Here is a 20724-nt window from a genome sequence, read left to right on the forward strand (position 1 = left end):
ATGGTGCCGACGTTGACGTGCGGCTTGGTCCGTTCGAATTTACCTTTTGCCATTTTGATCTTCCTTTAAAAGAACAACTTTTTTACTGTGTTGTTATTGTAGCTGCGGCGCCTGAGTGCCGCAGCCATCATGTTTTATTACTTGGCCTTGGCGGTCACGATTGCGTCGATGACGTGCTTCGGCGCTTCCGAGTAGTGCTTGAATTCCATCGTGTAGGTTGCACGGCCCTGGGTCGCCGAACGCAGCGAGGTCGAGTAACCAAACATTTCCGACAGCGGAACTTCGGCCTTGATGATCTTGCCGCCGCCGCCCGGGATTTCGTCCATGCCCTGCACCATGCCGCGGCGGGACGACAGGTCGCCCATCACGGAACCGGCGTAGTCTTCCGGCGTTTCCACTTCCACGGCCATCATCGGCTCGAGGATGACCGGCGACGCTTTACGGCAGCCTTCCTTGAATGCCATCGAACCGGCCATACGGAACGCGTTCTCGTTCGAGTCGACGTCGTGGTACGAACCGAAGGTCACGGTGACTTTCACGTCAACGACCGGGTAGCCAGCCAGGACACCGGTGGTCAGGGTTTCGCGCACACCCTTCTCGACTGCCGGGATGTATTCGCGAGGAATGACACCGCCCTTGATGGCGTCGACGAACTCGAAGCCCTTGCCCGGCTCTTGCGGTTCGATGGTCAGGACAGCGTGACCGTACTGGCCGCGGCCGCCCGACTGCTTGACGAACTTGCCTTCGACGTCGGTGACTGCCTTGCGGATGGTTTCGCGGTAGGCAACCTGCGGCTTGCCGACGGTTGCTTCCACGCCAAACTCGCGCTTCATGCGGTCAACGATAATCTCCAGGTGCAGCTCGCCCATACCACCGATGATGGTCTGGCCCGATTCTTCGTCGGTACGCACGCGGAACGACGGATCTTCCTGTGCCAGGCGGTTCAGCGCCAGGCCCATTTTTTCCTGGTCGGCCTTGGTCTTCGGCTCGACAGCCTGCTGAATGACCGGCTCCGGGAACACCATCTTTTCCAGGGTGATGACAGCCGAAGGATCGCACAGGGTTTCGCCCGTGGTCGCTTCTTTCAGGCCGACTGCAGCGGCGATGTCGCCGGCGCGGACTTCCTTGATTTCTTCGCGCTGGTTGGCGTGCATCTGCAGAATACGACCCAGGCGTTCTTTCTTGCCCTTGATCGGGTTGTAGACGGTATCGCCCGAATTGATCATGCCCGAGTATACGCGGAAGAAGATCAGCTGGCCGACGAACGGGTCGGTCATGATCTTGAACGCCAGTGCCGAGAACTTCTCGTTATCGTCAGCCTTACGGGTGACCGGCTGGTCGTCTTCATCGGTACCTGCCACTGGCGGGATGTCGACTGGCGATGGCAGGTATTCGATCACGGCGTCGAGCATGGCTTGCACGCCCTTGTTCTTGAACGCGGTACCGCACAACATCGGCACGATTTCCGATGCGATGGTGCGCTGGCGCAGGGCGGTCTTGATCTCTTCTTCCGACAGATCGCCTTCTTCCAGGTACTTGTTCATCAGGTCTTCGTTCGCTTCAGCAGCGGTCTCGACCAGTTTTTCACGCCATTCGTTCGCCTGCTCAACCAGGTGCTCCGGGATGTCAGCGTATTCGAATTTCATGCCTTGCGAAGCCTCGTCCCAGATGATTGCTTTCATCTTGACCAGATCGACTACGCCTTGGAAGTTCTCTTCCGCGCCGATTGGGATCACGACCGGGATTGGGTTCGCCTTCAGGCGTGCGCGCATCTGTTCGTACACTTTGAAGAAGTTCGCACCGGTACGGTCCATCTTGTTGACGAATGCCAGACGTGGGACTTTGTACTTGTTAGCTTGACGCCACACGGTTTCCGACTGTGGCTGCACGCCACCGACTGCACAGTAAACCATGCAAGCGCCGTCGAGCACGCGCATCGAACGCTCGACTTCAATGGTGAAGTCAACGTGGCCCGGGGTGTCGATGATGTTGATGTGGTGAGGCTGGAAGTTCTTGGCCATACCGCTCCAGTAGCAGGTCGTCGCTGCCGAGGTAATGGTAATGCCGCGTTCCTGCTCCTGCTCCATCCAGTCCATGGTGGCGGCGCCGTCGTGCACTTCGCCCAGCTTGTGGTTCACGCCCGTGTAGAACAGGACGCGTTCGGTGGTGGTGGTCTTACCAGCATCGATGTGAGCGGAAATACCGATATTGCGGTAGCGCTCAATGGGGGTCTTGCGTGCCATAATTTTTCCTAAATCTTTGAATGGACAAAACCGGGCGGCATCTTGGAGTCAAAATGTGCCCGGCCTGAACAACGAATACTGCGTTGGCCGCGCCCCCTGAAGGGTTTGGCCCTGTGCTTAGAAGCGGAAGTGCGAGAACGCCTTGTTCGCTTCTGCCATGCGGTGCACTTCGTCACGGCGCTTCATTGCGCCACCGCGCATTTCAGCCGCTTCCATCAGTTCACCACCCAGGCGTTGTGGCATGGATTTTTCGCTGCGCTTGTTTGCGGCTTCGCGCAACCAACGCATGGACAGCGCCATACGACGGACCGGACGAACTTCCACTGGCACCTGGTAGTTGGCGCCGCCGACACGGCGGGATTTCACCTCGACCATCGGCTTGCAGTTGTTGATCGCGGCCGCGAACACTTCCAGCGGGTCCTTGCCCGATTTGGTCTGGATGTATTCAAACGCACCGTAGATGATGTTTTCAGCGACCGACTTCTTGCCGGACAGCATCAGAACGTTGACGAACTTGGCGACATCGGTGTTGCCGAATTTTGGATCCGGCAGAATCTCGCGCTTGGGTACTTCACGACGACGTGGCATTTCAATTCCTTCCTATCTTCAGTTGAGTGCTTGAACCGCACTCGCGAAAGACCCTCATGATCTTTCACTTACTCGGCCTTCCGGCCGGCTCAACTTAACTTTTTAATGTGACCTCGATGTGTCGAGACCGTGTGACCGACGAAAAAAATTACTTCTTCGCAGCCTTGGCACGCTTCGCGCCGTACTTCGAGCGAGCTTGCTTACGGTCTTTCACGCCCTGGGTATCCAGTGCACCGCGGACCATGTGGTAACGCACACCCGGCAAGTCTTTCACACGACCGCCGCGCAGCAGCACGACCGAGTGTTCTTGCAGGTTGTGGCCTTCACCGCCGATGTACGAAATGACTTCGAAACCGTTGGTCAGGCGCACTTTGGCGACTTTACGCAGTGCCGAGTTCGGCTTCTTCGGGGTGGTGGTGTAAACACGGGTGCACACACCGCGCTTTTGCGGGCAGTTTTCAAGTGCCGGCGACTTGCTCTTCACAACCGCAGCAATGCGCGGCTTGCGAATCAGTTGATTGATGGTTGGCATCGTTCCTAATCCAACAAAGTTACTACCGTTGATGACCCGGACCAGATACAGCGCGGCCCGGGGACTGAAACCTAGTCCCGACTCAAGACTGACAGCGGAGGCGACGAAAGCCACTCAGCGGATGAGCGGCAGCGAGTGCGTATACGATGTGCAGAATAAATTCGAGAACTCGCGAGTATAGACTTCTCGCAAAGGGCGGTCAACCGATTTGCTTGCCGCGTAGGCAGTGTTGGGCCGGAAGGACGGTCGGCCGGGCGATCTGTGGCGGCCCGGATACAAGCGGCGCCGCGCACGATTGCACACTTCCGGGCCAGGAATAGCCTTTCCGGCGATAAAGATCGGATAATAGCCGACTTTTCCCTGCCGTTCGTTTCCATGCGCCCGCTGCCGCGTCCCGCCCACCTGTATCTCGTGCTGACCTACCTGGTGCTGTCGGCGATGCCCTTCTTTCCGCTGCTGGTGGGCTTGCCGGTGCCGCGCCCCGGCCAGGTGCTGGGCGTCGAAGTCATCGCCTGGATCGCCGCCTGGGCCCTGTTCAAGCGCCCGGCCTGGTTCCACCCATTGCTGCTGCCGGCCTTCCTGGCCCTGCCGACCGAACTCTACCTGTACGTTTACTACGGCCAGGGCATCTCCACCCACCACCTGGGCATCATCGCCGAGACCAGCCCGGCCGAGGCGCTGGAATTCATGGGCAGCAAGGTCTGGCTGGCAGGGGCGGCGCTGGCGGGCGTGCTGGCCTGGTGGGCCAGCAGCTGGCGCGCCGCGCTGCGCACCCGCGAACTCGACTGGAACGACCGCTCGCGCTGGGTGGTGCTGGCCGTGCTGGCCCTGGCCGCCGCGGTGTTCGCCTACGGCAAGAAGTACGGCATCGCGCCCGAACCCGTCCCGGCCGCGCGCGCGCGGTCGGCCCAGGTCCACCTGGTCGCGGCCGGCAAGGCCACGCCCGCGCCGGCTGCGCGGCCGGCCGCCCTTCCCCGCCTGCCGCACTGGGCGCGGCTGCCGGTCGAGCTCGACGCCTTTGCGCGCTCCTGGCCCTTCGGCCTGGTCGCGCGCGGCGTCGACTTCTACAAGGAGCGGGTCTATCTCGCCGAGCTGAACGGGCGCAGCGCCGCCTTCCGCTTCGACGCGCGCCAGGCCGACCCGGACAAAACGCCGGACGTGCTGGTGATGGTGCTGGGCGAATCGGCGCGCTACGACCGCTGGAGCATCAACGGCTATGCGCGCCAGACCAATCCCCTGCTCGAGCAGGAACAGAACCTGGTGCCGCTGCAGGACCTGATCACCTCGGTGTCGGCGACGCGCCTGTCGGTGCCGGTCATCATCTCGCGCAAGCCCGCGATGCAGAGCCTGAAGGACGGCTTCAACGAAAAATCCTTCCTGACCGCGTTCAAGGAGGCCGGCTATAAAACCTTCTGGCTGTCGAACCAGATCTCGTTCGGCAAGTTCGACACGCCGGTGTCGGTGTTCGCCAAGGAGGCCGACCGGGTCGAGTTCCTGAACCTGGGCGGCTTCACCACCCGCTCGAACCTGGACGAGGTGCTGTTCGAGCCCTTCGCGCGGGCGCTGGCGGATCCGGCCCCGAAAAAGCTGATCGTCCTGCACACGCTCGGCAGCCACTGGAACTACGCGCACCGCTATCCGGCCCGCTTCGACAAGTGGACGCCCTCGCTGCGCGGCGTCGACAAGCCGGTCGTCACCGACGACGCGATCGAACCGCTGCTGAGCAACAGCTACGACAACGCGATCCTGTACACCGACTGGTTCCTGGCCCAGGTGATCGGCAAGCTGAAGTCGCCCGACAAGGCGGCGACGCTGATGTACGTGGCCGACCACGGCCAGACGCTGTACGACAAGTCCTGCAAGCTCGCCTTCCACGGCCACAACACCCAGTACGAATTCCACGTGCCGGCCTTCGTCTGGTATTCGGACCTGTACGGCGAGCGCTTCCCCGGCAAGGTGGAGCAGGTCCGGCGCCACCGCAAGGCGCGCCTGTCGACCGAAAACGTGTTCCACACCCTGGTCGACCTGGGCGACATCCGCTATCCCGACGAACGCCTCGAGCGCAGCATCGCCAGCGACAAGCTGAAGCGCCACAAGCGCTACGTCGACAGCTACGGCTGGGCCGACTACGACAATGCGCGCTTCAAGGGAGATTGCCGCGAGGTGATCGACAAGGGGACGCCGCTGCCGCGTAGGTGAGTGTGCGCCAGCACGGTTGTGCGGGCCTCGTGGGGCTGTTGCCTGTTCCTTTCGTGGTGTGTTGAATCCGCGTGGGCACGAGAGGCCACGCGGATCATGCAGACCGATAACATCACAGGCAACAGCCCCGACGGCGCGCGCCGCCTCGCCGGAATGCGCTACATTGGCCACGCAGCGAAATAATCCGGACGCTGCCGGCAGCGCCCAAGAACCCTTTGATCATCAGCATCAGACGGAGGCTGGAACATGAATCGCAGATCGACGCCCTGTGTCATCCCTGCAGTGTTAGTGGCAATCCTCCTCCCCGGGCTCGGGCACGGCGCTGAACAATTCCCTGACGCGGTTGCTTCCGACCCAGCCCGGCTCGGCTGGATGGTCGGCTCTCCGCCGCCGCCCGACCGCATCCTGCGCTTCGACGACGGCAGTTACTTTCGCTTTCCCGCTTTACGCTGGAGCGTGTCGAACTTCAGGCAGCTGATGCCGACCGTGAACGTGTCGCGCGGACTGGAAGCGCCGGCGGCGCTCAAGCGGTCCCTGCGCGACGATATCGATGGCCTCACCTTCCAGCCCCTGGGCGGCGGCAAACCGATGACCTGGCAGGATGCGCTGCTGGCCAACTACACCGATGGCATCGTCGTGCTGCACCAGGGGCGCGTGGTCTACGAGCGCTACTTCGGCGTGCTCAAGCCGGAAGGCCAGCATGGCGCCATGTCGGTTACCAAGACCTTCATCGGCACCCTGGCCGCGATGATGGTGGCCGAGGGGACGCTCGACCCCGGGCGCAAGGTTGTGGAATATGTCCCGGAACTGGGACGCTCGGCCTTTGGCAATGCGACCGTGCGCCAGCTCATGGACATGACGACCGGGATCAAGTTCAGCGAGGACTACGCCGATCCCAAGGCCGAGGTCTGGATGCACGCCGCCGCCGGCAACCCCTTGCCGAAGCCGAAGGACTACAGCGGCCCGCGCTCCTACTACGAATTCCTGCAGACCGTGCAGCCGGAAGGCGTGCACGGCGAGGCCTTCCACTACCGCACCGCCAATACCGACGCCCTCGGCTGGGTCCTCGCGCGCGTGAGCGGGCGTTCGGTGGCGCAACTGCTCTCGGAGCGCATCTGGAGCCGGCTGGGCGCCGAACAGGACGCCTACATGTCGGTCGACTCCATCGGCACGCCGTTCGCGGGCGGCGGGCTCAATACCGGGCTGCGCGACCTGGCGCGCTTCGGCGAGATGATCCGCAACGAGGGACGCTACAACGGACAGCAGATCGTCCCCAGGGCGGCGATCCAGGATATCCGCAAGGGCGGCAAGCGCGACGACTTCGCCAAGGCGGGCTACACATTGCTCGACGGCTGGACCTACCGCAGCATGTGGTGGGTGACCCACAACGCGCATGGCGCCTTCATGGCGCGCGGCGTGCATGGCCAGGCGCTGTACATCGATCCGAAGGCGGAAATGGTCATCGCGCGCTTCGCCAGCCATCCGACGGCGGGGAACACGGCGAACGATCCGACCTCGCTGCCCGCTTATCACGCGCTGGCCAGATTCCTGATGCAGGGCGCAGGAAAAGACGGCGCCAACTAGCCCGTCCGGGCCGCCCGCGGCTGTGTCCGCGTACGTACGGACCACGCCGGACGGACAGTGCGGACACCCTGTCCGCACTGTCCGTTCCTTATAAAATCAAGCACTTAGCGCTTGGCACGGATCGTGCAATAACGACAGCACCAACGTCGTTACTGGACACCCCATGATCCGCGATACATCCCTGCAAGACGCCCTGCTCACCCCGCCGCCGGCGCAGAAGGCCAAGCGCCGCGCCCTGCTGGCCGGCGGCGCCGTCGCCCTGGCCGCGCTGGCCGTCTTCCTGCTCTCGAACTGGAGCGCCAGCGAGCGCTCGGTCAGCGCCAGCCGCCTGCGCATCGCCGAAGTCGGCCGCGGCACCCTGGTGCGCGACGCCTCGGTCAACGGCCGCGTGGTCGCCGCCGTCAGCCCGACCCTGTTCGCCACCGCGCCGGCAATCGTCAACCTGAAGGTCGCCGCCGGCGACACCGTCAAAAAGGGCGACGTGCTCGCCGTGCTCGAGTCGCCCGACCTGTCCGACGCCCTCAAGCGCGAACAGTCGACCTACGAACAACTGAAGGCCGAGGTGGCGCGCCAGCAGATCCTGTCGCGCAAGCAGAAACTGCTGGCCCAGCGCGAAGCCGATACCGCCGAGATCGAGCGCCTGTCGGCCCAGCGCACGCTGGAGCGCTACGACAGCGTGGGCCAGGTCGGCATCATCGCCAAGATCGACTACCAGAAGGCGAAGGACGCGCTGAACTCGGCCCAGATCCGCGCCCGCCACGCCGCCCAGGCCGCGAACCTGGAAGGCGACGACGTGGCGCTGGCGATCCGCACCAAGACCGGCGAGATGGAGCGCGCGCGCCTGGCCATGGCCAACGCCCAGCGCCGCGTCGACGAACTGACCGTGCGCGCGCCGGTGGACGGCTTCATCGGCACCCTCAACGTCCAGAACCGCATGATGGTCGCCGCCAACGCACCCCTGATGACCCTGGTCGACCTGTCGCGCCTGGAGGTCGAACTCGAGGTGCCCGAGACCTACGTGTCCGACCTCGGCCTGGGCATGAACGCCGAGATCGCCCTGCCCGCCGGCACGGCGACCGGCAAGCTGACCGCGCTCTCGCCCGAAGTGGTCAAGAACCAGGTGCTGGCGCGGGTGCGCTTCGACGGCGAACAGCCGCAAGGCCTGCGCCAGAGCCAGCGCGTCACCGCGCGCCTGCTGATCGAAGAGAAACCGAACGTGCTGATGGTGGCGCGCGGCCCCTTCGTCGAGAGTGAGGGCGGACGCTTCGCCTACGTGGTGCGCGACGGCGTGGCGGTGCGCACGCCGATCCGGATCGGCGCCACCAGCGTCTCGGCGGTCGAGATCCTGTCCGGCCTGAAGAGCGGCGACAGGATCGTCGTCGCCGGCACCGACGCCTTCGAGAACGCGGCGAGCGTCTCCATCGACTGACAACAGAACCAGAACCTCTTGAAAGGACATCCCATGCTGCGCATGACCAACCTCTCCAAGGTGTACCGCACCCACATGATCGAGACCCACGCGCTGCGCGGCTTCGAGATCCAGGTCAACCAGGGCGAATTCGTGACCGTCACCGGCCCCTCGGGCTCGGGCAAGACCAGCTTCCTGAACATCGCCGGCCTGCTCGAGGAATTCACCAGCGGCGAGTACATCCTCGACGGCGTGAACGTGAAGGGCATGGACGACAATGCGCGCTCGCGCCTGCGCAACGAGAAGCTCGGCTTCATCTTCCAGGGTTTCAATCTGATCCCGGACCTGAACCTGTTCGACAACGTCGACGTGCCGCTGCGCTACCGCGGCTTCAACAAGGCCGAGCGCAAGGAACGCATCGAGGACGCGCTGGCGAAGGTCGGCCTGGCCTCGCGCATGAAGCACTTCCCGGCCGAGCTGTCGGGCGGCCAGCAGCAGCGCGTGGCGATCGCGCGCGCGCTGGCCGGCTCGCCGAAACTGCTGCTGGCCGACGAACCGACCGGCAACCTGGACACGCAGATGGCGCGCGGCGTGATGGAACTGCTGGAAGAGATCAACGCCGCCGGCACCACCATCCTGATGGTCACCCACGACCCGGAGCTGGCCGTGCGCACCCACCGCAACGTGCACATCATCGACGGCCAGGTGTCGGACCTGGTGCGCAAGGGACCGACGCTGGCCGGCGAGCGCAACGTCCAGGCCGCGGTCTGAGGAGCGCCCCATGTTCGCCTACTACATCAAGCTCGGCGTGCGCAGCCTGCGCCGCAACCCGGCGCTGACCGCCCTGATGGTGCTGACCCTGGCCGTCGGCGTGGCGGCCAGCGTCTCGACCCTGACCATCCTGCACATGATGTCGGGTGACCCGATCCCGCACAAGAGCGACCGCCTGTTCGTGCCGATCTTCGACGTCCAGCCGGCCGAAGGCTACGTGCCCGGCACGCCGTCGGACGAGCAGCAGGTGACCTACATCGATGCGATGAACCTCCTGAAGAGCGGCCAGGGCGTGCGCCGCACCGCGCTGTACGGCATCGCGCCCTCGGTCGAGCCGCTGCGCAAGGACATCGGCGCCTTCACCGCGCCGGGCATTGCGCCGACGCGCGACTTCTTCGCCATGTTCGAGGTGCCCTTCCTGCACGGCCAGCCCTGGAGCGAAGCCGACGACGCGCGCGGCGCCAGTGTCGCCATCCTCGGGCGCCAGGTGGCGGAGAAGCTGTTCGGCGCGGCCAGCCCGGTCGGCCAGCGCCTGAACGTGATGGGCCAGCCCTTCACCATCGTCGGCGTGGTCGACGACTGGGAGCCGCAGCCGCGCTACTACAAGCTGGTCGGCGGCGACTACTTCGGCGTGCGCGAAGAGATCTTCATCCCGCTCGCCACCGCCGTGCGCCTGGAAGCCTCGCGCAACGGCGGCATGAGCTGCAGCGCGCGTCCGGAGCCCGGCTTCCAGGGCATCATGCGCTCGGAATGCACCTGGCTGCAGTTCTGGTTCGAGACCGCATCGAGCGCCGAGCGCGGCGCGCTGCACGATTATTTGAACGGCTACGCCGCCGAGCAGCGCAAGCTCGGCCGCATGCGCCGCGGCACGCCGGCCGAGCTGTACGACGTCAACCAGTGGATGGAGCACGAGAAGGTGGTCGGCAAGGACAATAAACTGTCGGCCTGGCTGGCCTTCGGCTTCCTGGCCCTGTGCCTGGTCAACACCATCGGACTGCTGCTGGCGAAGTTCTCGGTGCGCGCCAGCGAAGTGGGCATCCGCCGCGCCCTGGGCGCCTCGCGCCGCGAGATCTTCCGCCAGTTCCTCACCGAGAGCGCCGTCATCGGCCTGGCCGGCGGCCTGCTCGGGCTGCTGCTGGCCTTTGGCGCCCTGGCCCTGATCGGCATGCAGAACCGCGAAGCCGCCGCGGTGGCGCGCATGGACCTGACCATGCTGGCCTTCACCTTCCTGTTGTCGGTGCTGGCCGCGGTGCTGGCCGGGCTGTTCCCGACCTGGCGCGCCTGCCAGGTGACGCCGGCGATCCAACTCAAGTCGCAATAAGGAGCGAGACCATCATGGAAATCCGTCCCATCCTCTCCGCGCTCCTGCGCAACAAGACCGGCGCGATCCTGGTCGCGCTGCAGGTCGCGCTCAGCCTGGCGATCCTGGCCAATGCCGTGCACATCGTGAGCGAACGCCGCGCCGCCGCCGCCCGCCCCAGCGGCATCGCCGACGAAACGGCGGTGTTCAAGATCGACGTCAGCCACCTGTCCAGCGACAGCCCGGAACAGCAGCTGGCCCGGCAGAAGCGCGAAGCCGAGCTGCTGCGCGCGGTGCCGGGCGTCGCCGCCGTCGCCCAGGTCAACCAGGTGCCGATGTCGCAGTCGGGCTGGAACAACAGCGTCGCGCTCGACCGCCGGCAGACCGACGAGTCCTCGCCCTCCTCGGCCTACTTCTCGCCCGATTCCCTGGTCAAGGCCTGGGGCCTCAAAATCGTCGAAGGGCGCGACTTCCTGCCCGGCGAAGCCCAGGACATCGACATCAACAAGAACGACGTGCCGCACGTGGTGATCCTGTCGAAGGCACTGGCCGAGAAGCTGTGGCCGGGCCAGAGCGCGGTCGGCAGGATCATGTACTTCGGCACCGGCGAAGGCGCGATGGAGGTGCGGGTGGTCGGCGTGGTCGAGCGCCTGCAGAGCCATGGCGCCGAGGTCAGCGCGCGCGGCGAGCTCTCGAGCATCGCACCGGTGCGCCTGTACGGCAGCAACCAGGCCTATACCTTCACCATCCGCGCCGAACCGGGGCAACGCGACCGCGTGATCCGCGAAGCCGAGGCAGCCCTGCGCAAGGCCTCCGCCACGCCGGTCATCCTCGAGACCCGCACCGTCGAGGGCTTGCGCAAGTCGCGCTACCGCGCCGACATGGCGCTGTCGTGGATGCTGGTGACGGTCAGCGTGCTGCTGCTCCTGATCACCGCCAGCGGCATCGTCGGCATGGCCAGCCTCTGGGTCACGCAGCGGCGCAAGCAGATCGGCGTACGGCGCGCGCTCGGCGCCCGCAAGGTCGACATCCTGCGCTACTTCCTGACCGAGAATTTTTTGATCACCAGCGCCGGCGTGTTCGGCGGCGTGCTGCTCGGCGTCGGCCTGAACCAGCTCCTGGTGAGCAAGCTGGAGATGGCGCGCCTGCCGCTCGGCTACCTCGGCGGCGGCGCCATCCTGTTGTGGGCGCTCGGCGTGCTGGCCGTGTACGGACCGGCCTGGCGCGCGGCCAGCACCTCGCCGGCGCTGGCCACCCGCAGTACCTGATGCAGTACCTGATATAAATCCGCCAATGCTATGCTAGCGGCCATGCCTACCGTACTCATCATTGACGACAACGCCGCCGTCGGCGTCGCCCTCGACGTGCTGTTCTCGCTGCACGACATCGCGGCGCTGCACGCGGCTTCTCCCGAGGAGGGACTGGCGGTCCTGGCCCGCGAACCGGTCGACCTGGTGATCCAGGACATGAACTTCACGCTCGAGACCACCTCGGGCGAGGAAGGCGTGGCGCTGTTTCGCCGCATCCGCGCGCTGTATCCGGACCTGCCGGTGATCCTGCTCACCGCCTGGACCCACCTCGACGCGGCGGTCGACCTGGTGAAAGCCGGCGCCGCCGACTACCTGCCCAAGCCCTGGAACGACGAGCGCCTGCTGGCGACCGTGACCAACCTGGTCGAACTGGGGCAGGCCAACCGCGCCCTGCTGCAGCGCGTCGGGCGCGAACGGCGCGAGCGGCGCGAACTGGAGGCGCAATACGACCTGCGCGGCCTGGTCTGGGCCGACCCGGCCACCGAGCGCGTGCTGCAGCTGGCCTGCCAGGTGGCGCGCGCCGACGTGCCGGTCCTGATCACCGGCCCGAACGGCACCGGCAAGGAGCGCATCGCCGAGATCATCCAGGCGAACTCGCAGGTAAAAGATGGCCCTTTCGTGGTGCTGAACTGCGGCGCCCTGCCTTCCGAACTGATCGAGGCCGAGCTGTTCGGCGCCGACGCCGGCGCGTATACCGGCGCCTCGAAAGCGCGCGAGGGCAAGTTCGAGGCGGCCGACGGCGGCACCCTGTTCCTGGACGAGATCGGCAACCTGCCGCTGGCCGGGCAGATGAAACTGCTGCGCGTGCTGGAAACCGGGCGCTTCGAGCGGCTCGGCTCGAACCGCGAGCGCCAGGTCAGGGTACGCGTGATCAGCGCCACCAACGCCGACCTGGCGGCGATGATCCGCAACGGGACCTTCCGCGAAGACCTGTTCTACCGCCTGAACGTGATCGAACTGCGTTTGCCGCCGCTGGCGGCGCGCCCGGGCGACATCCTGCCCCTGGCGAACGGCTTCCTGGCGCCGGGCAAGCGCCTGGACCGCGGCGCCGAAAGCGCGCTGCTGGCCCACGCCTGGCCCGGCAACGTGCGCGAGCTGAAGAACGTGATGGCGCGCGCCAACCTGCTGGCCCAGGGCGAGTCGATCCGCGCGGCCGACCTCGGGCTGCCGGCGGCGGCCGCGTCGTCTCCGGCGCAGGCACCCGACGCGGAACCGGACCGCGAGGCCATCGCGGGCGCGCTGGCGCGCGCCGGCGGCGTGGTCGCCCAGGCCGCGGCCGAGCTGGGCCTGTCGCGCCAGGCCTTGTACCGGCGCATGGAGCGCCTCGGCATCGCCCGCGGCGCCTGAACCGCGCCGCCCCATGCGCCTTTCCCTCGTCACCCGCTTCTCCGCCCTGGTCGGCACCCTGCTCGCGGTCGGCATCCTGATCGCGCTCGCGCTCGATCACTTCCTCCCCGGCCGCCCCCTGCTGGTGTTCGCGCTCTGCCTGGCCTGCGTGGTCCCGATCGCCATCATCACCGTGCGCTCGCAGGTGCAACCCATCCTGTCGCTGTTCCGGGCGCTGGAAGGCACGGTGACGAGCTACCGCGACGGCGACTTTTCCTTCAGCCTGCACTGGCCGCAGAACGACGAGCTGGCCGACCTGATCGCCGCCCACAATGCGCTCGGCAACGTGCTGCGCGAGCAGCGCCGCGACCTGGTGCAGCGCGAGCTGCTGCTCGACACCATGGTGCAGAACACGCCGGTGGCGATGCTGCTGCTGGCCGACGCGCCCCAGCGCGGCGCGGCCGTGGTCTACGCCAACCTGGCCGCGCGCCAGCTGCTGGCCGACGGCCGCAAGCTCGAAGGCCACCGCCTCGACGAGCTGCTGGCCGAGGCCGCGCCCGCGCTGAAGGAAGCGCTGGCGCGCGGCGGCGACGGCCTGTTCACCGCCGGCGAAGGCGAGGAGGAAGAGGTCTACCACCTGGCGCGCAGCCACTTCAGCCTGAACGGCCGGCGCCACGAGCTGCTGCTGCTGCGCCACCTGACGGCCGAGCTGCGGCGCCAGGAAGTGCGCACCTGGAAGAAGGTGATCCGCGTGATCAGCCATGAGCTGAACAACTCGCTGGCGCCGCTCGCTTCGCTGGCCCACTCGGGCGCGGAGCTGGTGCGGCGCGGCCAGACCGAGCGCCTGCCGCAGATCCTGGAAACCATCGGCGAGCGCACCCGTCACCTGGAAAGCTTCATCCTCGGCTACGCGCGCTTCGCCAAGCTGCCCTCGCCGCGCCTGCAGCGCTGTCCCTGGCCGGCGCTGGTGGCGCGCCTTGGAACGCAGGTCGCCTTCCGCGTGGCCGGCGAGCTCCCCGAGGAAGCCGCGCAGGTCGACACCGCGCAGATGGAGCAGGCCCTGCTCAACCTGCTCAAGAACGCGCACGAATCGGGCTCGCGGCCGGAAGACGTGGAACTGCAGGTGCGGCGCGTCCAGGACATGCTGCGCATCGACGTGTTCGACCGCGGCAGCGGCATGAGCGAAGCGGTGTTGACCAACGCGCTGGTGCCCTTCTACTCGACCAAGCGCAGCGGCACCGGCCTGGGCCTGGCGCTGGTGCGCGAGATCGTCGAGGCGCACGGCGGGCGCGTGCTGCTGGCCAACCGCGAGGGCGGCGGGCTGGCGGTCACGCTGATCCTGCCGGCCAACTGAAGCGCCGCCGGCGGCTCTGGTAAGATCGGCCTTCATCACCGCCGATCCCGCCATGCCCAGCAAGCCTCCCCCTTTCGATCCCCGTTTCGCCCAGCCGGGCCATCCCCCCGCCACCATCACCGAATTCGACGGCGTGCGCTCGCTGCACCTGGGTACCTCCTGGGAACAGGGCGCGATGCGCCTGGCGCGCCCGGACGCGATCGAGCTGACCTACGTGCAGATGATGATGGCCTGGATGCTGTTCCTCGACACGCCCCGGCACATCGTGCAGCTGGGCCTGGGCAGCGCGGCGCTTACCAAGTTCTGCCATCGCCGCTTTCCCGAGGCGACGGTGACGGCGGCCGAGCTGAACCCGAACGTGATCGCGATCTGCCGCGCCCTGTTCGAGCTGCCGCCGAACGACGCGCGCCTGGACGTGCGCGAGATGAACGCCCTCGACTTCGTGCTCGACCCGGCCAACCACGGCAAGGTCGACGTGCTGCAGGTCGACCTGTACGACGAGGAGGCGCGCGGGCCGGTGCTCGATACGCCGGAGTTTTACCAGGCCTGCTTCGATTGCCTGGGCCGGGACGGCATCATGACCACCAACGTGTTCGGCGACATCTCCTGCTACGACAGGAACCTGGACGCGATGCGCGAGGTGTTCGACGCCGTGGTCTGGCTGCCCGAGGTGCACGACGCGAACATCGTCGTCCTCGCCTTCAAGAACGCGCCGGAGATCGACTTCTCGGTGCTCTACGAGCGCGCCGGCGCGATCAAACGGCGCTACAACCTGCCGGCCAAGGACTGGGTCAACGGCCTGAAGGAGTGGATGCGCGACCAGCAGGAGTAGGTCACTTCCAGAGCGCCTGCATAACCTCCAGGGCAAGGAGCGTTGTCGAAGACAGTACGAACGTACGGCGAGACAATGCAACGCTGCCATGGAGGTTTTTCAGGTGCTCTAGCGACATTCCTCGGGCAGTGCATCCCGCATGATGCCCTCGGCGCTGCAGGCCCAGGAGATGTTCTTCTCCTCGTCCATCGAAGGCTCGAACACCAGCACGCCGGCCCCCTCTTTCGTTTCGATGCTGGTCAATACGCGCAAGGTCGCGTTCTTCGGGTCGATTTCCAGTTCGCGCACCGCCGGAGCGCCGGCGCCGGCCTGCACGCCGGCCTGGGCCAGCGTCGGAATGCTGCCGTGTTCGACGAGATACGCCTCGACCCTGGCGCTGGCGTCCTGGCCGGCCGCATAGGCGCTGGCCACCACCGCCTTCTGCTGGTAGGCCTGGTAGGCCGGGACACCGACCGCCGCCAGGATACCCGCCATCGCCGCCAGCACCACGACACCGCCCGCGCCGCCGGCACCCATGCGCGGCACGAACAGCGCCATCAGCGCGGCCAGCCAGTGGCGGCGCGGCTGTTGCACTTCCTGCCCGGCGGCCAGGGCGCGCACCGCAGCCATGCGCTTGACCAGCCAGGGGTAGTCGCCGACCAGTTCGTGGAAGGACATCCAGAAGCCTTCGGTCTCGCGCGACTGTTCGATGTATGCGCTCTTGTTCATGGTGCGCCAGCGCTTGCCGCCGGCCGCCAGCGCGGCCATGCCGAATTCGGCGTTGATCGGCTGCTCGCACGCCGCCAGGCCGTGGCGGTCGCAGGTGTACTCGCGGGCGCGCGAATAGGCGGCGCCGACCAGCGGCAGCACCGAGGCCGGCAACAGCACCGTCGCCCAGCTCAGGTGCTTGCGCTTGATGTGGCCGATCTCGTGGCCGATGTAGAAATTCAGCGCATCCGGATTATCGTGCAGGCCGTCGACCACGTCCGTGTACAGCACCAGGAAGTCACGTCCGAGGAAGCGGGTGGCGAAGGCGTTCAGCGAGCCGCCCATCTGCAGCAGGTAGGCCTCCGGCTCGCGCTCCAGGCCCAGCTTGGCGCAGCAGGCCAGGATCTGGCGGTCGAGGTCGGGAAACTGCTCGGCGGTGATGCGCACGCCCGTGCCCTTGATATAGGAAATCAGCGCCGACTGCGCGAAGCAGTAGAACAGGAAGAACATCAGGGCATAGCCCAGCACGGTCCAGCCGAGGCCCAGCACCAGTCCGGCCCAGACGAGGAGCGAGAGCACCAGCATCAGCACGAACAGTGTCTTCTCGTTCTTGTAAACCAAATCCATTTCCTGACCTTTCGATTGGCGGTTTGTAATTACAACCAACCAACTGTACAGTATTGTCGGAAGGAAATGTACAGTCAGCTCAGCTAGTTGTTGCCGGTTCGACACAACATGAGCGATTCCCCGGCCGGTATTGTCGTAACTCAAGTCCAGCGGAGTTACCGCGAGCAAGATTCCTTGGTTAATGTCAATGTTAAAGAGGAATCCGATGACCCACCCGACGCTCCACCCCACCCTGCTGGCCGCTTTTCCCCACGCGCAGGCAGGAACGGCTGCGGCCGCCACGAGCGACGCGGACACCCAGACCATGGTCGTGGTAGGCTCGCGCGGCGCCGCCCGCTCGGCCCTGGACATCTCGGTGCCGGTGGGGCTGGTGGGCGCCAAGGACCTGGCCTCGACCGGCGCCCTGGAACTGGGCAAGGCCCTGCAGGAGCTCGACCCCTCGTTCAACTTCAGCACCACCTTCATCAGCGACGGCATCGACATCATCCGCCCGGCGACGCTGCGCGGCCTCGGTCCGGACCAGCTGCTGGTGCTGGTCAACGGCAAGCGCCGGCATCGTGCTGCGCCCGGCGGCCAACTTCAGCATCACGGCCGACCTGTACCGCACCGACATCATTGATCGCATCGTCTTCTCCAGCACGATCGCCCCCGAGGGCGGCGCCTGCCCCACGCCCGCGGCCTGCCCGATCCGCGCCATCCTCGACCCGTTGCGCGTCGGCCAGGCCCAGTTCTTCACGAACGCGATCGACACCGAGACGCGCGGCCTGGACGTCGTGCTTGAGCACACGACGCGCGGCGTCGCCGGCGGCACGCTGGTGCTGTCCGGCCAGCTGGGCCTGAACCGCACGGAGGTGAAGGCGCGCCATTCGCAGTCGGCCGTTCTCACCGGCGCCCAGCTGTTCGACGACGCCCAGGTGACGCTGATCGAGCGCGGCCAGCCGTGCCAGCACCACGTGGTTGCGGCCGACTTCTCGCGCGGCGCCTGGAACGCCAACCTGCGCGCCAACTACTACGGCGAAGTACAGGGCCAGGGCTTCACGGCGCCGTTCGTCCAGACCTGGAAAGCGAAGTGGCTGCTCGACCTCTCCAGCCGCTATTCGCTCAGCAAGGCCTTGAGCTTCTCGGCCGGGGTAAACAACCTGTTCGACACTTATCCGACCCGCTGGGACCCGCAGCGCGCGGCGCCCTTCCCGCAGATGGGCTTCACGCATTGCTGGGAAACCTGCCCGTTCGGGATCAATGGCCGGACCATGTATGCGCGGGCGGAGTACGCGTTCTGAGCAGGACCGGCAGCGCTGACGCTGCCGTCTTCAACAGGGACAGATCCGGCCTCCCGGTCCGGGCCTGTCCCTGCCGAACAGCTCCCTGAACTGTTCAAAAAGAGCAGCGAGCGCTATGTCCGTTTTCGCACGGAACAGCCCCATGCGCAGTCGTATGCTGAGCGTACGGCTCGGGCAATACGATGCGCCCGGCCATAGAACGACGGCACGAGCGAGGGCATGCAGCGCTCCGGGACGCCTTCCGGAACGCTTTCCTGCACATTCTTCGGGATCATCGACATCGCTCGCGCCGGGCATTGGAAACCCAGGCGATCACCGATACCGAACGACCATGACTACGCCTACCCTCGCGCCGCCCGTCGCGCCTGCCTCCGCCACCGGCGCCGCAACCGGAGAGACTCCCGCGGCGCAGCACAAGCCGCGCCGCGCCGCCCCCTTGTCGCTCGCGGCCTGGAAGCAGTTCGTCAATGTGGCGAAGCCGTACTGGCTGGGAGAGGAAAAACGAACGGCCTGGACCCTGCTCCTGCTGCTGATCGCGCTGATGCTGGTCGAGACCAAGCTGGCGGTCATGCTGAACGACCAGGCCGGCGAGATGACCTCGGCGCTGGCGGCGAGGAACGGCGACCGCTTCTGGACCTCGGTGCGCGCCTGCCTGCTGGTCCTGGCCTTCGCGATACCGGTCTACGCCTTCTACTACTACATGCGCGACCGCTTCGCCAACCAGTGGCGGCGCTGGCTGACCGGCCGTTTCCTCGACGGCTACCTGACAGGACGCAAATACTATCGCCTGCGTGCCGACAGCGAGATCGACAACCCCGACCAGCGCATCAGCGAGGACATCAACACGTTTACCGGGCGCTCCATCCACTTCCTGCTGATCTTCCTGGGCTCGATCATGCAACTGGTGGCGTTCAGCACCGTGCTGTGGTCGATCTCGCGGGTGCTGGTCGGCGTGCTGGCCGTGTACGCGCTGGCGGGCACCGTGGTCGCCCTCTACATCTACGGCAACCCGCTGATCCAGCTGAACTTCCGGCAGTTGCGGCGCGAGGCGGACTTCCGCTTCAGCCTGATGCGCCTGCGTGAAAACGCCGAATCGATCGCCTTCTACCGTGGCGAAGCCCAGGAACGCGCGCACATCGACGGCAAGTTCGAGCAGGTCATCCAGAATTTCGCCCAGTTGATCCGCAAGCAGTGCTCGCTCAACCTGTTCCAGCGCACCTTCAGCCAGCTCACCCTGGTGCTGCCCTTCGTGATCCTGGCCCAGGGCGTCCTGTCGGGGGAGCTGGAAGTGGGTCGGGCCGTCCAGGCGGCAGGCGCATTCACCGCCGTGCTGGCCGCCGTGGGACTGATCGTCGACAACTTCGAGAGCCTGAGCCGCTTCGTGGCCGGCATCGACCGCTTGCAGGCCCTGTCCAGGCTGATGCTGCCGGAACCGCCAGCGCCAGCGCAGGCCGCCGAAAGCACGCAGCCGCGCATCCAGATGCGCCCGGGCGCGCAGCTGGCTTTGGAATCCCTGACCCTGCACCCGCCGCAATCGGACCGGGTGCTCATCAAGGACCTGAACCTGAGCCTGAAGCCGGGTGACGCGCTGCTCATCACCGGCGAGAGCGGCTGCGGCAAGAGTTCGCTGCTGCGCGCGATCGCGGGCCTGTGGAATACCGGCAGCGGCGTGATCCATCATCCGCCCCAGGAGAACTTCTTCTTCCTGCCGCAGCAGCCCTACCTGCAAACGGGCACGCTGCGCAGCCAGCTCATGTATCCCAGCGCGCATACGGACCTGAGCGACGCGCAGCTGCTGGCCATCCTGGAAGAGGTGCAGCTGCCGCGCCTGGCCGAGCGCATGGGCGGCCTCGATGCCGTGCACGATTGGGAAAAGTTGTTGTCGGTCGGCGAACAACAGCGCCTGGCTTTCGCCCGCGTGCTGGTGCATAAGCCGGATATCGTGATCCTGGACGAAGCGACCAGCGCGCTCGACAGCGGCAACGAAGCGTCCTTGTATGCCCGCCTGCGCGAGAGCGGCACCACCCTGATCAGCATCGCGCACCGCGCCGCCGTGCTGCGCCACCATACCCACGTGTTGCGCCTGTCAGGAGACGGCGCGTGGGAGATGCACGAGGCGGGGGCGTATCAGTTTGGCGAGACGGCGCTACCCTTGCGAGGCGGGGCTGCTAACTTGCAGCTGGTGCAGCCGGCGGTTGCGATGGCGGCTGCGGCGCGCTGAGCGAGCGCGCTCAGCCGCGCTGTCAGCGGGCGGGCTTACCGAATATGCGACTGTGCCAATACATCTGCGGTGCGGCAAACCAGTCTTCGTTCCTGGCCGTTCGAAATTGAGCAAGTTGAGCCATCGGGATTTGATAGCGACTGAACAAAGCTAACAGTTCTCTAAGGGACGCCTGCGACAGGTTCGTTCTGACTACCAAGGTATCCTGCTCCCACCGAAGGACGCCGGGGATCTCCGAGGCCCACTCAAACAGATGCTTCTCGTCGAGCTGCGAACCAAAATGCAACCCCGAACAGTCGAGATAAATCATTGGTTTCCTTGTTCTCCTGCGTCTGCTCCTGGCCGACAGCGGACGTATTGTAGCGTCCGCTTACGACCCAAAGCGGACATCCGACGACGATGTTAGATGTCGAGTCCTGTTTGATCGTAAACGCGTTTAACGAATAATTCTGGCCGTTTTTG

General features: G+C 65.9%; 17 protein-coding genes. 12 read left to right on the forward strand and 5 right to left on the reverse strand.

From position 1 onward, the window contains the following. Positions 1-137 precede the first annotated feature (137 nt). From fusA to rpsL, 3 genes are all read right to left on the reverse strand, one after another. Complete coding sequence (fusA, locus tag RT688_RS22315) at positions 138-2243, reverse strand: elongation factor G (protein ID WP_312548343.1); 2106 nt, start codon at positions 2241-2243, stop codon at positions 138-140. A gap of 117 nt (positions 2244-2360) precedes the next feature. Further along, positions 2361-2831 (reverse strand): 30S ribosomal protein S7, encoded by a 471-nt coding sequence (gene rpsG, locus RT688_RS22320; RefSeq protein WP_312548342.1) that lies wholly within the window; start codon positions 2829-2831, stop codon positions 2361-2363. A gap of 148 nt (positions 2832-2979) precedes the next feature. Next, on the reverse strand, positions 2980-3363 hold the full coding sequence (gene rpsL / locus RT688_RS22325) for a 30S ribosomal protein S12 (RefSeq protein ID WP_312548341.1): 384 nt from the start codon (positions 3361-3363) through the stop codon (positions 2980-2982). 375 nt (positions 3364-3738) lie between these two features. Here rpsL and RT688_RS22330 point away from each other — a divergent pair, with 375 nt between their 5' ends. The 9 genes from RT688_RS22330 (at position 3739) to RT688_RS22370 (ending at position 15447) form a co-directional block, all read left to right on the forward strand. Then, entirely contained in the window at positions 3739-5562 is a 1824-nt protein-coding gene (locus tag RT688_RS22330; protein WP_313707031.1) for a phosphoethanolamine transferase, read from the forward strand. A 372-nt stretch (positions 5563-5934) separates the two neighbouring features. Continuing rightward, the gene (locus RT688_RS22335) at positions 5935-7146 is read left to right on the forward strand and encodes a serine hydrolase (RefSeq protein WP_313707032.1); all 1212 of its coding nucleotides are present in this window, start codon (positions 5935-5937) and stop codon (positions 7144-7146) included. Positions 7147-7309: 163 nt separating this feature from the next. After that, positions 7310-8575: an efflux RND transporter periplasmic adaptor subunit gene (locus RT688_RS22340; RefSeq protein ID WP_313707033.1), complete on the forward strand. Its 1266-nt coding sequence runs from the start codon at positions 7310-7312 to the stop codon at positions 8573-8575. Between the two features lie 33 nt (positions 8576-8608). Beyond that, positions 8609-9325: an ABC transporter ATP-binding protein gene (locus RT688_RS22345; protein ID WP_313707034.1), complete on the forward strand. Its 717-nt coding sequence runs from the start codon at positions 8609-8611 to the stop codon at positions 9323-9325. 10 nt (positions 9326-9335) lie between these two features. Then, a complete protein-coding gene (locus tag RT688_RS22350) occupies positions 9336-10646 on the forward strand; it encodes an ABC transporter permease (RefSeq protein ID WP_313707035.1) in 1311 nt (436 codons plus the stop codon). 14 nt (positions 10647-10660) lie between these two features. Further along, positions 10661-11893 carry an FtsX-like permease family protein gene (locus RT688_RS22355; RefSeq protein ID WP_313707036.1) on the forward strand — a complete coding sequence of 411 codons (1233 nt, stop codon included), beginning with the start codon at positions 10661-10663 and terminating at the stop codon, positions 11891-11893. 42 nt (positions 11894-11935) lie between these two features. Then, complete coding sequence (locus RT688_RS22360; protein ID WP_313707037.1) at positions 11936-13282, forward strand: sigma-54 dependent transcriptional regulator; 1347 nt, start codon at positions 11936-11938, stop codon at positions 13280-13282. A gap of 13 nt (positions 13283-13295) precedes the next feature. Then, the gene (locus tag RT688_RS22365; protein ID WP_313707038.1) at positions 13296-14615 is read left to right on the forward strand and encodes a sensor histidine kinase; all 1320 of its coding nucleotides are present in this window, start codon (positions 13296-13298) and stop codon (positions 14613-14615) included. Positions 14616-14667: 52 nt separating this feature from the next. Then, positions 14668-15447 (forward strand): spermidine synthase, encoded by a 780-nt coding sequence (locus tag RT688_RS22370; protein ID WP_313707039.1) that lies wholly within the window; start codon positions 14668-14670, stop codon positions 15445-15447. Between the two features lie 108 nt (positions 15448-15555). On the opposite strand, the gene RT688_RS22375 is transcribed toward RT688_RS22370, so the two are convergent. Next, positions 15556-16761 carry a M48 family metalloprotease gene (locus tag RT688_RS22375; RefSeq protein ID WP_313707040.1) on the reverse strand — a complete coding sequence of 402 codons (1206 nt, stop codon included), beginning with the start codon at positions 16759-16761 and terminating at the stop codon, positions 15556-15558. Between the two features lie 205 nt (positions 16762-16966). Here RT688_RS22375 and RT688_RS22380 point away from each other — a divergent pair, with 205 nt between their 5' ends. The 3 genes from RT688_RS22380 (at position 16967) to RT688_RS22390 (ending at position 20262) form a co-directional block, all read left to right on the forward strand. Next, positions 16967-17380: a TonB-dependent receptor plug domain-containing protein gene (locus RT688_RS22380; protein WP_313707041.1), complete on the forward strand. Its 414-nt coding sequence runs from the start codon at positions 16967-16969 to the stop codon at positions 17378-17380. Beyond that, positions 17319-18041: a TonB-dependent receptor domain-containing protein gene (locus RT688_RS22385; protein ID WP_313707042.1), complete on the forward strand. Its 723-nt coding sequence runs from the start codon at positions 17319-17321 to the stop codon at positions 18039-18041. The genes RT688_RS22380 and RT688_RS22385 overlap by 62 nt, the downstream gene beginning before the upstream one ends. Before the next feature lie 331 nt (positions 18042-18372). Continuing rightward, a complete protein-coding gene (locus tag RT688_RS22390) occupies positions 18373-20262 on the forward strand; it encodes an ABC transporter ATP-binding protein/permease (RefSeq protein WP_313707043.1) in 1890 nt (629 codons plus the stop codon). A 245-nt stretch (positions 20263-20507) separates the two neighbouring features. Here RT688_RS22390 and RT688_RS22395 read toward each other — a convergent pair. Next, a partial coding sequence (locus RT688_RS22395) for a hypothetical protein (RefSeq protein ID WP_313707044.1) occupies positions 20508-20724 on the reverse strand: 217 nt, incomplete at its 5' end.

It is taken from the genome of Massilia sp., assembly GCF_032106685.1.
GTDB lineage: Bacteria > Pseudomonadota > Gammaproteobacteria > Burkholderiales > Burkholderiaceae_D > Telluria.

Bases quoted from the DNA above. Each gene is read 5' to 3' on its own strand.
- RT688_RS22340 (WP_313707033.1), top strand. From the start codon at position 7,310: ATGATCCGCGATACATCCCTGCAAGACGCCCTGCTCACCCCGCCGCCG.
- RT688_RS22330 (WP_313707031.1), top strand. From the start codon at position 3,739: ATGCGCCCGCTGCCGCGTCCCGCCCACCTGTATCTCGTGCTGACCTAC.
- RT688_RS22345 (WP_313707034.1), top strand. From the start codon at position 8,609: ATGCTGCGCATGACCAACCTCTCCAAGGTGTACCGCACCCACATGATC.
- RT688_RS22365 (WP_313707038.1), top strand. From the start codon at position 13,296: ATGCGCCTTTCCCTCGTCACCCGCTTCTCCGCCCTGGTCGGCACCCTG.
- rpsL (WP_312548341.1), bottom strand. From the start codon at position 3,363: ATGCCAACCATCAATCAACTGATTCGCAAGCCGCGCATTGCTGCGGTT.
- RT688_RS22355 (WP_313707036.1), top strand. From the start codon at position 10,661: ATGGAAATCCGTCCCATCCTCTCCGCGCTCCTGCGCAACAAGACCGGC.
- RT688_RS22335 (WP_313707032.1), top strand. From the start codon at position 5,935: ATGGTCGGCTCTCCGCCGCCGCCCGACCGCATCCTGCGCTTCGACGAC.
- RT688_RS22390 (WP_313707043.1), top strand. From the start codon at position 18,373: ATGACTACGCCTACCCTCGCGCCGCCCGTCGCGCCTGCCTCCGCCACC.
- RT688_RS22370 (WP_313707039.1), top strand. From the start codon at position 14,668: ATGCCCAGCAAGCCTCCCCCTTTCGATCCCCGTTTCGCCCAGCCGGGC.
- RT688_RS22360 (WP_313707037.1), top strand. From the start codon at position 11,936: ATGCCTACCGTACTCATCATTGACGACAACGCCGCCGTCGGCGTCGCC.
- fusA (WP_312548343.1), bottom strand. From the start codon at position 2,243: ATGGCACGCAAGACCCCCATTGAGCGCTACCGCAATATCGGTATTTCC.
- rpsG (WP_312548342.1), bottom strand. From the start codon at position 2,831: ATGCCACGTCGTCGTGAAGTACCCAAGCGCGAGATTCTGCCGGATCCA.
- RT688_RS22375 (WP_313707040.1), bottom strand. From the start codon at position 16,761: ATGGATTTGGTTTACAAGAACGAGAAGACACTGTTCGTGCTGATGCTG.
- RT688_RS22350 (WP_313707035.1), top strand. From the start codon at position 9,336: ATGTTCGCCTACTACATCAAGCTCGGCGTGCGCAGCCTGCGCCGCAAC.
- RT688_RS22380 (WP_313707041.1), top strand. From the start codon at position 16,967: ATGACCCACCCGACGCTCCACCCCACCCTGCTGGCCGCTTTTCCCCAC.